Annotated in this window: 11 protein-coding genes; 4 read left to right on the forward strand and 7 right to left on the reverse strand. The window is 69.1% G+C overall.

The features are described from left to right. Both ASF88_RS00005 and ASF88_RS00010 read right to left on the reverse strand, forming a co-directional pair. Window positions 1-235: hypothetical protein (locus ASF88_RS00005; protein WP_200935203.1), on the reverse strand; the 235-nt coding region annotated here is incomplete at its 3' end. Between the two features lie 115 nt (window positions 236-350). Beyond that, window positions 351-686: a hypothetical protein gene (locus ASF88_RS00010; RefSeq protein WP_055912533.1), complete on the reverse strand. Its 336-nt coding sequence runs from the start codon at window positions 684-686 to the stop codon at window positions 351-353. A gap of 467 nt (window positions 687-1,153) precedes the next feature. Between ASF88_RS00010 and ASF88_RS20225 the strand changes: the two genes are divergently transcribed. Next, on the forward strand, window positions 1,154-2,158 hold the full coding sequence (locus tag ASF88_RS20225; protein ID WP_157498121.1) for a hypothetical protein: 1,005 nt from the start codon (window positions 1,154-1,156) through the stop codon (window positions 2,156-2,158). A gap of 308 nt (window positions 2,159-2,466) precedes the next feature. On the opposite strand, the gene ASF88_RS00030 is transcribed toward ASF88_RS20225, so the two are convergent. From ASF88_RS00030 to ASF88_RS00040, 3 genes are all read right to left on the reverse strand, one after another. Next, window positions 2,467-4,155, reverse strand: a complete 1,689-nt coding sequence (locus ASF88_RS00030; protein WP_082518641.1) for an alkaline phosphatase family protein — start codon at window positions 4,153-4,155, stop codon at window positions 2,467-2,469. A gap of 217 nt (window positions 4,156-4,372) precedes the next feature. Then, complete coding sequence (locus ASF88_RS00035; RefSeq protein WP_055912543.1) at window positions 4,373-5,113, reverse strand: cysteine hydrolase family protein; 741 nt, start codon at window positions 5,111-5,113, stop codon at window positions 4,373-4,375. A 29-nt stretch (window positions 5,114-5,142) separates the two neighbouring features. Then, the gene (locus ASF88_RS00040; RefSeq protein WP_157498123.1) at window positions 5,143-5,829 is read right to left on the reverse strand and encodes a hypothetical protein; all 687 of its coding nucleotides are present in this window, start codon (window positions 5,827-5,829) and stop codon (window positions 5,143-5,145) included. Window positions 5,830-5,990: 161 nt separating this feature from the next. Here ASF88_RS00040 and tdh point away from each other — a divergent pair, with 161 nt between their 5' ends. Next, window positions 5,991-7,034 (forward strand): L-threonine 3-dehydrogenase, encoded by a 1,044-nt coding sequence (gene tdh / locus ASF88_RS00045; protein ID WP_055916497.1) that lies wholly within the window; start codon window positions 5,991-5,993, stop codon window positions 7,032-7,034. Beyond that, complete coding sequence (locus ASF88_RS00050; protein ID WP_055912550.1) at window positions 7,034-8,221, forward strand: glycine C-acetyltransferase; 1,188 nt, start codon at window positions 7,034-7,036, stop codon at window positions 8,219-8,221. Before tdh ends, ASF88_RS00050 begins: the two co-directional genes overlap by 1 nt. A 20-nt stretch (window positions 8,222-8,241) precedes the next feature. Here the strand turns inward: ASF88_RS00050 and ASF88_RS00055 are convergent, their stop codons facing one another. Next, window positions 8,242-9,612, reverse strand: coding sequence for an alpha/beta hydrolase (locus ASF88_RS00055; RefSeq protein ID WP_055912553.1), 1,371 nt, complete (start codon window positions 9,610-9,612; stop codon window positions 8,242-8,244). 23 nt (window positions 9,613-9,635) lie between these two features. Beyond that, the gene (locus ASF88_RS00060; RefSeq protein ID WP_055912556.1) at window positions 9,636-10,697 is read right to left on the reverse strand and encodes a LacI family DNA-binding transcriptional regulator; all 1,062 of its coding nucleotides are present in this window, start codon (window positions 10,695-10,697) and stop codon (window positions 9,636-9,638) included. A 141-nt stretch (window positions 10,698-10,838) separates the two neighbouring features. Between ASF88_RS00060 and ASF88_RS00065 the strand changes: the two genes are divergently transcribed. After that, the gene (locus tag ASF88_RS00065; RefSeq protein WP_235493207.1) at window positions 10,839-12,233 is read left to right on the forward strand and encodes an MFS transporter; all 1,395 of its coding nucleotides are present in this window, start codon (window positions 10,839-10,841) and stop codon (window positions 12,231-12,233) included. Window positions 12,234-12,236: the final 3 nt, after the last annotated feature.

Here is a 12,236-nt window from a genome sequence, read left to right on the forward strand (position 1 = left end):
CGTACTGGGCGAGCACGGAGTGCGCGTGTTCGTACGACGCCAGCTCGGCCTGAATATCACTTACGGCTTCACGGAGTTTCGCGATCCCCGGCAGGATCAGCTCCGTGAACAAGCCCTGCCCGGCCGTGAACGCGGCCCCCTGAAGCACACCCGCATCCAGTTGGGCGATCAGATGCTGCGACCCCGCGTCCAGACGGCCGATGACCAGGTTCGCAGAAGTGACGTTGTTGCGCATCGCGGTGATGAGATTGCTCGAATCGGCGGCGCTGAACCTTATTCCCACGGCAGTGCGTTCCTCTCCTTGGCGAGCAGCTCTAACTCATCGTCAAACGACTGCCGGGCGCTGAACCTTATTCCCACGGCAGTGCGTTCCTCTCCTTGGCGAGCAGCTCTAACTCATCGTCAAACGACTGCCGGACTCGCGAACGCGTCTGCTCAAGCTCCTCCGACGTTACTTCGACGTACCGGTCAACCTTCACCAGCAGGTCGCGACGTGCCTCCAGTTCGTGCTGCACGCTACTGTCACCGGCCTGCATGCGCTCCCCGAGGGACGACTCCCGGTCCCGCCCCACCAGCAGGTCGCGACGTGCCTCCAGTTCGTGCTGCACGCTACTGTCACCGGCCTGCATGCGCTCCCCGAGGGACGACTCCCGGTCCCGCCCCACCGCATGGAACCGCTCGCCCACCGTTCGGCATCCGCAACATCACGCCTCTCGATACTGCCCGCAAGCTCCGGGAACTTATTCGCCTGCCCCAACACCGCAGCACAGAACCGGCTGATGGTCTGGAACATCTCGTTCGCGACATCACGCCCCGCGTCCATCCCCGAGATGCCACCGGCGAACCCGAACGTCACCTGCTGATCCGCATACCCGGAAGTGCATCACGCCCCGCGTCCATCCCCGAGATGCCACCGGCGAACCCGAACGTCACCTGCTGATCCGCATACCCGGAAGTGTCGATACCCACCAACTCATGCACCGCCGCATCGGCACCGACCGTGCTCGAAACGACTCTCCCCGCTGACATCTGTCCCCTCGTCACCGCGTTGGACACGGCACAGATGCTCGTGCAACTGTCCTCAAACATATCAGCAACAGGAACACATCGCTGCGAGACGGCTAAGTGTCGGAGGCCCAACAAGAATGTGAGCATGAAGAATAAGCAACACCGATTCGATCGCTTTCCGACCGACGAATGGGAGGCTCGATCATCGCGCGGGTTTTTCCTGGCCTTTGCCACATTCGTAGCTTTAGTCCCGATGTACTTCTTCGGGATGCTATTCGATGTACAGGGGCCCTTTTGGCCCGCGGCGTCCGCCTTCTCCGACTGGATGCTCCTGCGATACGTCTCGGTTTCACGGGAATTCGGCTGGCTCCTCCCGCTCGTCTTCGGCGCGCTCGTCGCGTTCGGAGTGTGGACACGGCTCGGCACGGCCCTCTCGCGGCAAGAGCGTCGCGAACTTGCACTCCGTCAGGCCGGTTTGGCGCTGGTCGCCGCCGCGACAGTTTGGGCGGCCACTGGTGCGGTGGTGGCGCAGTCCAAGCAGACCAGTTTGTCGGCGGGCACGCTGCCCGTGCTGCTGGCCCTGCTCGTCATTCTCATCACATGCGTCGAAGTCGGCCGGATCACGCCCCGGATCCCGCTCAAGGTGCAGCGGAAGAACACGAAGCGCGAGATCAGTAGGCTGCGCCGGCAAGTGGAAGCTTGGACTCCAGAGGAGGCTAAGAACCGGGAACCTCGCTGGGTCGTCGTCGCCGTCGCGATGGCGATTGTGATGGTGATCGGCGCGATCGTGCTTGTCGGAGCCGTGAGCCAGGCGTCGTCCGTCGAAAAGGTCATCGTGATCGTCGGGGGGGCTGTTTTGGGTTGTGGTATGCGGTGGCGCCGGGGGAGCAGTGTCAAATATGCGGGTGCAGCAGCTTTCGCCGGCGTCGACTCTCGCTTCGAAGCTGTACATCGCCGTCATGATGCTGGCAATCACCGCGCTCGTCGCTGTTACAGGAGTCATGGCTTCCACGCTCTGTCTCTGGGGGGAGCCCGCCCTCACGGTCGTCATGGCTGTTCCCGCTTCACTCGTGATGGTCAGCGCCCTCTGGACGGGCCGACGCGCGAATCCGGGTCGCGCCGCCGGGTGGACGATCGGCGGGTGGATTAGAGCGAGAACCGTGAGCTCGATGCAACGCCAGCGTCATCGCCAGAAGAAGCGCGAGAAGCAGCTGGCGAAAGAGATTCAGCGTCGCACCCGGCTGGAGGCTGTGGCGGGCTTAGCGCGCGCGTGAGCCCGAGGTCAGCGACCGCTCGCACCAGGTCGGCTCGGCCTCGGTGTATCTGGAGCTCCCGCTCCGCTCCGGGGGCGCGACTGATGAGCAGCACCTCGGCAAGCGGCGAAACGCTGAGGGGCACGTCGTCGTCACGTTTCCACACCCGAAAAGTGACGAAAAACGTGCCCCTCCGCCGTTGGGATTACCGCTGCGAAGCCGGGAGGGCCTTCGTCCCCTCGATCTTCACGGCCTGGAGGGCGCGCGGGTCGATCCCGAGCTGGCTCAGGATGGTGGGGGCGATCTGCGTCGTCTCGACCGGGGCACCGATCCGCTGCGCGTGCTTCGCGCCGGGGGCCGAGACCAGGATCGGGACGTTGCGGTCGTCGGCGCTCGCGCCGCCGTGCTCCGCGATCTTCGAGGTGCCGCCCGTGTAGACGACGCCGGTCTGCGCGATGCCCAGGACGTCCGGGATGCGCGGGTCGGTGGCCGCCGTTCCGAAGTACGTGGCGACTCCGGCCCCGGCGTAGATCGTCGTCAGACCCGACGCCTGCACCGTGATCGGCGCCTTGGAGACGGTGTTGCCCGCCGCGGTGTGGGTCGCCAGGTACTGCTTGGCGAAGTCGGCGGCCGCCTGGGTGTGGTCGTTCAGCCACAGCTGCATGATGTCGTCGTCCGTCGAGAACGCGACCAGGTCGCCGGAGCCCGGGTGGGCGGCGGTCCACGCGGCGTCGAGGCCGGCGATGATGGGGCCGTCGTCCACGCGCTTGAGGGCGGCCGGGTCGGTCGGGGACTGGCCGTGCTTGGCCGACAGGATGATCGTCGTGTCACCCGCGTGGCCGGTCTTCTTCAGCTCGGAGGTGAACGCTCCCAGCGAGGCGTCGACGTAGTCGAGCGCCTTGCTCAGCAGCGGACCGGGCGTCGAGCCGTCCGCGAGGTAGCCTCCCGTGAGCCCGTCCGAGGTCGGCAGCTTCTGGGCGGTGGAGACCGTCTGGAAGTTCATGCCGAAGATGCCGGGCACCTGCTCGGCGGTCGTGCCGGAGTGGTCCTTGCCGTCGATCTCGTTGAGCACGGCCTTCACCTTGTAGCCGTCGTACTGCTGCGTGGAGAGGTTGTCCTGCGTCCAGTCGCCCGTGAACGGCGCGGCAGCGTTGCTGTTGATCTCCGGCGTGAAGAGGTCGTCCACGCCGGTACCCGACGGGCCGTCGAGGATTTCGTAGGCCGGGTGCTTGTCGCTCCACGCGGTGCGGAGGCCGGCCTTCTTGGCGACCTCGAACACGGTGTTCACCTTGATGAACTGGTGCGGGTATACCGGCTTGCAGGTGGCCGGGTCGACCGGGAGCTGGGCCGGGTCGAGCAGTGTGGCGGGCGTCCCGGTCATCGAGAGGATGCTGCCGGGGAGGCCGGAGAGCCCCTGTCCGGCGTCGATGCTGGACTGGTTCTTGTCCGCGGCCTCGGTGAAGGCGACCTCCGCACCGGGCTTCGCGCCGACGCAGTTCGTGGTCCCGGCCGGGAGCAGCGCGTGGTTGTAGGTGTCGTCGTAGTACACGCCGGTCGTGCCCGGGTTGCCGCCGGTGACCTGAGCGACCATCCCGGGGAACGAGTCGGACGGCACCGGGGTGGAGGCGCGCGTGTAGTCGGTGCCGTGTGCGGCGAGGGAGGCCATCGCGGAGCCCGGGTGGGTGCGCACGTACCAGTCGAGGTCCTTCTGGTGGAGGCCGTCCACCGACAGCAGCAGAACGTGCTTCACCGCGGTGCGACCGTCACGGTCGCCGCCCTGCCCGTCGTGGCCGTCATCGGCGAGGGAGGGCGCGGCGGTCACGCCGACGAGCAGAGCGCCGCCGACGATGGCGGCGCTCGCGCCGAGGAACCGCGATCCGGTGGTCCTTCTCATGGGGGCCATCAGCATCCTTTCGAGAGGCCGCCCCCGAACGGGGGCGTTCAACCTCGTCGATCCTGGCGGCCTCGCGGGCCCGCCACCATCCGCACGACCCACTGCTCGCCCAGCCTTCACGCGGCGTTCACCGGGCGGGGGACGCCGTGGAGCGGGCTCTCAGCTGGGAGGGGCTGGAGGTGTGGAGGTGTTCAGGAGCGGCTGTTCGGATCCCGCCTCACAACGAGGTCGAAGCTCCCTGCCCCACATACAGCGTGTTGGCGAACTCGTGCGCCTCCTCCGCCGCGATATCGCGGTCGATGCCCGCGCGGACCTCCCGCATCAGCTTGTGCAGTTCCTCGTGCTTGCCCGGCACGCGGGCGTGGCCGGTGCTGTCCCAGAGGTTCGACACCGGGAGGGTGTCGCCGGCCTCCACCGCGAGCGTCCACTCCTCGGTCGTCGCGACCGCGGCGAACTCGGAGTCCATCGTGACGAGCACGCTGATGTGGAGGGCGTCCGCCGAGATCGAGCCCGCCGGGTTGACCAGGTCGAGCGTCCCGGTCGCGTCGGACAGGAACTCGACCGTGAAACCGAGCGCCGCCGCGTCGCGAGCGGTGCCCGCGCAGCAGTGCTGCGTCATGTAGCCGGCGATGGTGACCGTGTCGATCTCCTCGGAGCGCAGCCACTGCTCCAGCTCGGTTCCCGCGAACGACGAGACGCCCTGCTTCGTCAGCAGCAGGTCGGGCGTGCGGTCCGCGACCGACGAGTGCAGGGCGGCGCCGTCCGAGCCGCGTGCGAACACCGGAGAGCCCTCGTCTTCGATGTGCTGCACCAGCACGAGTTTGACGCCGTGGTCGGCCGCGGCGTCCATCGCGACCTCGATGTTCGGGATGGACGTCATCAGGTCGGGGTGGCAGATCTTCAGGTTGCCCGTGACGTACTCGTTCTGGACGTCGATCACGATGAGTGCGCGCTTCATGACCGCACTCTAGCGCGCGGTCTCGCCCGTCAGACAGCGGGCGCGATCGGCAGCGGGTGGCCGACGGCGGCCGCCCACGCCTCCCACCGCTCCGGCAGCCATGCCCGGCCGGCGAGCTGCGGATGACCGGGATGCCGTGCCCGCGCCCACAGCACGAACAGCAGCTCCGACCAGTACGAGAAGATGCGCCAGGTGACCGGGCCGTGTTCCGAGCGGCCCTGCAGCACGACCGTGTTGAAGGCGACCACCTGCATCAGATCGACGGACGCCCAGTCCCACCAGAAGGTGCCGGTGTTGGTGACGATCCAGAAGCCGAGGTTCGTGACGGTGAGCAGCCCGGCGTGGTCCGGCCGCCAGACCACTTGCGCGTCGGCGGCGGCCTGCGCGCGGGCCGCATTGTTCTGGGAGGCGTTGGCGGCGAGAGTCCCCGCGGTGAGCGCGAGTCCGAGGGCACCTGTGCCGAACACGAACGACCCCGATCGCTGGTAGCTGCCGTCGCCGACCGCGCGCATGGAGTCGAGGGTGTAGGTGCCTTGCGCGATCGCGACCTCCCCGTCGTGCAGCGGGAAGAGTGTGCGGATCCCTTCGTCGGGCACGACGCCGCTCTCCACCGTGGCGAGGAGGCGCACCGTGTGCCAGAGGGCGCTGTCGGCGTCCGTCCACGGTCGGCCGCCGTCCGCAGGAGGCGCGCCTCCGGTGACCAGTTCGCCCGTCATGGCGCAGAGCATACTGACCATCCGGCACCGGTGAAAGTCGTCTTCCTGCCGGCACGAAATACGACGCGGGCACGAAGTAGGCTGGTTGGCGGCCTCCTGCTCACAAGGCGAGGGAGGCCCTGCGACGACGCACACCGCACGACCCCACGAGGATGGCGAACATGAGAGCCCTGTACAAGAGCGAGGCCGGCCCCGGGCTGACCCTGGTCGACGTCCCGGAGCCGCAGATCGGCCCGGAGGACGTCAAGATCCGGGTGCTCCGCACCGGCATCTGCGGAACCGATCTGCACATCCTGCGCTGGGACGACTGGGCGGCGTCCGCTGTCGCCGCACCGCTGGTCCCCGGCCACGAGTTCTACGGCGAGGTCGTGGAGGTCGGCGATCTCGTGCACGACGTGGAGGTCGGCGACAAGGTCTCCGGCGAGGGTCACATCGTCTGCGGCACCTGCCGCAACTGCCGCGCCGGCCGCCGCCAGATGTGCATCCGCACGAAGGGCGTCGGCGTGCAGCGGGACGGCGCGTTCGCCGAATACCTCGTACTGCCCGCGACGAACGTCTGGGTGCACCACGTCGGCGTCGAGCCGGAGGTCGGCGCGCTGTTCGACCCGCTCGGCAACGCCGTGCACACCGCTCTCGCCTTCCCGGTGGTCGGCGAGGACGTGCTCGTCACCGGCTGCGGCCCGATCGGGCTGATGGCGATCGCCGTCGCCCGCCACGTCGGCGCCCGCTTCATCGTCGGCACCGATGTGAGCGCCCAGCGCCTCGAGCTGGCGAAGGGCATGGGTGCCGACTTCACCGTCGACGTCTCGAAGCACGACATCCGGGAGGCCCAGCGGGCGCTCGGCATGCGCGAAGGCTTCGACGTCGGGTTCGAGATGAGCGGGGCCCCGACGGCGCTGCCCTCGATGATCGAGAACATGAACCACGGCGGCCGCATCGCGATGCTCGGGCTGCCCTCCCAGAAGTTCGGGGTCGACTGGGGCATCGTCGTCACCCACATGCTCACGCTCAAGGGCATCTACGGGCGCGAGATGTTCGAGACCTGGAACGCGATGGGAGCCATGCTGCAGACCTCCAAGCCGCTGCACGACTCCATCGCCTCGATCGTGTCCGACCGTTTCCCCGCCCGCGACTGGGAGAAGGGGTTCAGCGCTGCGGCATCGGGCGGCGGCGGCAAGGTCATCCTCGACTGGACGGAGCTCTGATGTACGGAACGTTTCGCGAGCATCTCGCAGCGCAGCTGACGGAGATCGAGGAGGCCGGGCTCACCAAGCGCGAGCGCAGCATCCACGGTCCGCAGGCCGCACTGATCACGGCCGACGGCGCCGAGGTGCTCAACTTCTGCGCCAACAACTACCTCGGCCTGGCCGACCACCCCGCCCTCCGCGACGCGGCGAAGACCGCGCTCGACGACTGGGGCTACGGGATGGCGAGCGTGCGGTTCATCTGCGGAACGCAGGAGCAGCACCTCGAGCTGGAGCGCCGGGTGTCCGCGTTCCTCGGCACCGAGGCCACCATCCTGTTCTCCTCGTGCTTCGACGCGAACGGCGGAGTCTTCGAGACCCTCTTCTCGGCGGAGGACGCGATCGTCTCCGACGAGCTCAACCACGCGTCGATCATCGACGGCATCCGGCTGTCGAAGGCGCAGCGCTACCGGTACAAGAACCGCGACATCGACGACCTCCGCGCGCAGCTGACCGCGGCGAAGGAGGCCGGCGCCCGGTTCACGGTGATCGTCACCGACGGCGTGTTCTCGATGGACGGCTACATCGCCCCGCTGCGCGAGATCTGCGACCTGGCCGACGAGTTCGGGGCCCTGGTGTTCGTCGACGACTCGCACGCCGTCGGCTTCGTCGGCGAGCACGGCCGCGGCACCCCCGAGTTCTGCGGCGTGGCCGACCGCGTCGACATCTACACCGGCACCTTCGGCAAGGCCCTCGGCGGGGCGTCGGGAGGCTACGTGTCGTCGCGGCAGGAGATCGTCGATCTCCTGCGTCAGCGCGCACGGCCCTACCTGTTCTCGAACACACTCGCGCCGTCGATCGTCGCTGGCACGCTGGCCGCGCTCGACCTGCTCGAGCAGTCCGACCAGCTGCGTGCGCAACTCCTGGGCAACGCGGTGCTGTTCCGCGAGCTGATGACGGAGGCCGGCTTCGACCTCCTGCCCGGCGAGCACCCCATCGTGCCGGTGATGTTCGGGGACGCCGCTCTCACCGCCCGTATCGCCGACGAGATGCAGAAGCACGGCGTCTACGTCACCGCGTTCTCGTTCCCGGTGGTGCCCCGCGGCAAGGCGCGCATCCGGGTGCAGCTGTCGGCGGCGCACACCGACGAGGGGATCCATCGGTGCGTCGATGCGTTCACCGCGGCGCGGGAGGCCGTGACGGCTTAACGCCGTAGTTTCTCGCGCTGCTACTCGGCGTCGGAGGCGGCGATCGTGCGGCGGCGGGTGAAGAACAGGAGCAGCTGCGTCCCCAGGAAGACGGCCAGCGCGCTGAGATCGACGATGGTCACCGTTCCGGCGACGGCCGCCGCCTGGGTGAGGCCGCACGCGCGCGCGTTCTGGTCGGGCGCGCAGATGAACCGGTCGGTCGACGGGATCGCGCCCGTGGCGAGCCACCGCGGGATGAGCTGGTTGTAGGCGGTCGCGAGGCCCGGCTCGAGCGCCTCCGTGTGCGTCGAGTGGGGAACCGCCCAGTAGGTGACCTTCCAGCCGGCGTTCTCGGCGGCGGTGGCCGTGGCCTCCACCTGCGGTCGGAAGTGCGTGTCCAGTTCGCCGGCGACGAATATGCCCGTCATCGGCTCGGAGTACTTCGTCGTGGCCAGGATGTGCGCGGGCCAGGTGGCCTCGAACGCGGCTTGGCTGCCGCCGTAGTACGTGTCGCGCGTGTAGACCGGGCGGTGTTCGCCCGGCTTGTCCGGGCCGGAGATGTCGACGACGTTCCCCCAGGTGCCGGGATGCTTCGCGCCCAGGTAGGCCGCGCATTCGCCGCCGTGGGAGTAGCCGGCGATCACCCAGTCCTGCCGGTCGCCGCTGGCGGGCAGGTTGGCGCGGATCCAGTCGGGCACGTCCTTCGACAGGTAGGTGTCGAGCTTTCCCCCGTTCGTGTCGCTGCACGGCGGGTTCTTGTCGATCGCGCCGAGCTGGTCGACGACGAGCACGAAGGGCGCGTCGTCCAGGCGCTCGGCGCCGAGGCTGTGGAGGGCGTCGAGCGTCGCGCCCAGGGTAGGCCGTCCCGGCTGGCCCATCATCATCTCGACCACCGGGCGCGTGCTCGCGGGATCGCGCAGCCAGCCGGAGGGAACGAACAGGTGGGCGTCTCGGGCGGAGAACCCGGAGGCGGTAGGCGGGATCCGCACGGTCAGCTGTGCGCCGTTCGCGAGGTTGTCGGCCGTGAGCGGCACGGTCCTTCCGGCGATGGTGGCCGTCGCGAGCGTCGGCTGCACGGTGAGCCCGGCGGCCACGATGCCGACGAGACCCGTCACGACGGTGAGCGCGAGCGCGACGGTGCGCACGCCGCCGCGCGACTGCAGCATGTCGCCGAGTGCGAGCGGGAGGGCGAGGGACGCGAGCGCGATCGCGAACCAGCCGATGCCACCCAGATCGGGGCGCGGAGCGAAGAGGGACCAGAGCAGAATGAAGGCCAGGCCCGCGACCTGGCCGATCAGTACAGCGCGGACCGTCGGCCCGGCACCGAACCGCCACGCGCGCACGGCGAATCGCGAGGCCGGATAGGCGGCAAGCAGGCCGAGAGCGAGTGTGAGCCAGGCGAGAGTCCCCACACCTTCCACCCTAACCGGCGGGTCTACCCCCTGCCGCCGCCGGGCACCCCCGAAACCGGGGGTGCGGACGACGCGGCCGCGGAGGACTCCCGCGGGACCAGTCGCACCGCGGGCGCCTGCAGCCGCTCGACCCGCTCGCCCGCACGCATCCGCGTGTACGCCTCGAGGAGGTCGGTCGCGAGCGCCTCGGCGTCGAAGGTGACGGTGCTGAGGCGGGGCACGAAGTCCGCACCGGCCGGATGGTCGTCGGCGCCCACCACGGAGAGGTCGGCCGGCACTCGGAGGCCCGCGTCGGCGAGCGCGCGGATAGCGGCCATCGCCAGCCCGTCGTCGGCGGCAGCGACCGCGGTCGGTGCGACGGGGTCGTAGCGGAGCCCGTGCGCCCAGTCGCGCAGGGTGCGTGCGGAGGCGGCGGCGTGGGTGACGTCGAGACGGACGCGGAGCCGCTCGGCGGCCTCCCGGGCGCCGGCGAGCCGGTCGGTGGCCGCCGGGCCGGGCTGGGCGGGCGTCAGATAGACGATGTGCCGGTGCCCGAGCGCGGCCAGGTGCTCGATCGCGATGCTCCCGAAGGGGCGCTGCGGGATGACGAGCGATGGGGCGTACTCCACCGCTTCGGTGCCGTGCACGATGAGGGCGCGCACGCCCGAGAGGCGCAGCACCTCGGTCGCCGCCTCGTCGCACCGCTCGGCCTCGGCGAGCACGGCCTCCGGCCGCAGCTTCGCCCAGAGCTGGCCGGCCTCCGCGCCCGTCGCCGCGGTGTCGGCATGGCGCAGCGCGTCGGTGCCGTCGTCGACCGTGCGGCCGAGCAGCGCGTCGAACGTGCGCTCGACCGTCGCGCCGTGGTCGGAGGTGGAGGCGGCGAGCAGCAGACCGGCCACGGCCTCCCCGCTCGCGAGCGACCGCGCCGCGGTGTTGGGGGTGTAGCCGAGGAGGCGGGCTGCTTCGAGCACGCGGTGCCGGGTGTCGTCGGAGACGCGCGAGTTCGGCTTGTCGTTGAGCACGAACGAGACGGTCGCGCGCGAGACGCCGGCTGCGAGGGCGACATCGGCGCTCGTCGGTGCTTTGACGACCTGCGGCGTGAACATGGTGGCTTCAGTCTAGGTCTCGGCCATGCATCTGCTTACACGTGTCAGCAAAACCGAGTGATGGCTTGTATTCGTCCATCGCGTCCCGTATGGTTACGCGTGTTAGCACGCAACGTCGCCTGCTCTGAAAGGACATCCCCCGTGACATCGCCGTCTGATGACTTCCCCGAAGCCCCCCGCCCGGTGCAGCCCACCCTCCCCCCGAACCTGTCCGGTGCGCCCGACAGCGTGGCGCTCGGCTCGACCCTCACCACCGCCGACTCGGTGTTCTCGGCAGCGCCCACCTCCGCGGTGTCGGCCCAGAGCCCGCAGAAGGTCAAGGTGCGCGGCAAGCTCCTCAAGCTGATGCTCTGGATGATGCTGGCGAACATCGCCGTCTTCGGCATCTGGGGTGCGGTCCCCGGCCTCCTCTTGCCGACGCAGATCACGAACATCGTCGGCGAGAAGGCCAGCGTCGGTGCGTTCGGTCTGATCGCCACCATCGGCGCCTTCGCGGCCATGGTCGCCCAGCCGCTCGCCGGCCTGGTCTCCGACCGCACCCGCAGCCGCTTCGGGCGCCGCGCCCCGTGGATGGTCGCCGGCGGCCTCCTCGGCGGTCTCTCGCTGGTGTTCATGGGTGCCTCGAACGGCATCCTCCAGGTGGGCATCGCCTGGGTCATGGTGCAGGTCTGCTACAACTTCGCGCAGGGCCCGCTCTCAGCGATCCTGCCCGACCGCGTCCCGAGCGGAGCCCGCGGCACGTTCTCGTCGCTCTCGGGTCTCGGGCTCATGGTCGGCGCACTGGGCGGCAGCATCGTCGGCGCCATGTTCCTCGCTAACGTTGCGACCGGCTACCTCGTCTTCGCCGGTGTCGCGCTGATCATCCTCGTGCTGTTCGTGGTGTTCAACCCCGATCGCTCGAACAAGGGCGAGCCGAAGCCGCCGTTCAGTCTGGGCGCCTTCCTCCGCACGTTCTGGGTGAACCCGGTCAAGCACCCGGACTTCTTCTGGGGCTTCACCGGGCGCCTCCTGCTCTACGCGGGCTACTTCATGGTCACCGGCTACCAGCTCTTCATCCTCCGCGACTACGTCGGGCTCGGGGCGAAGGCCGGTGCGTTCGTGCCCCTGCTCAGCCTGATCAGCATGGCCGGCACCATCATCACGACGCTCATCGGAGGCCCGCTCTCCGACAAGCTCGGACGCCGCAAGGTCGTCGTCATCGTCGCCGGTTCCGTGATGGCGGTCTCGATGGTGTTCCCGCTCGTCCTCCCGTCGCTGGTCGGGATGATGCTGTTCGCGTTCGTCTCCGGGCTCGGCTTCGGCGCGTTCCAGGCGGTCGACACGGCGCTGATGAGCGAGGTGCTGCCGTCGAAGGACGACTTCGCCAAAGACCTCGGCGTGCTCAACATCGCGGCAACGCTGCCGCAGACGCTCGCCCCCGGAATCGCCAGCCTCGTCATCCTCAGCCTGGGCGGGTACGCCGCCCTGTTCCCGATCGGCATCGTGATCGCCCTCCTCGGCGCCTTCGCGGTCCTCCCGATCAAGTCCGTCCGCTAGGAG

The organism is Leifsonia sp. Leaf336 (assembly GCF_001423695.1).
Lineage (GTDB): Bacteria > Actinomycetota > Actinomycetes > Actinomycetales > Microbacteriaceae > Leifsonia.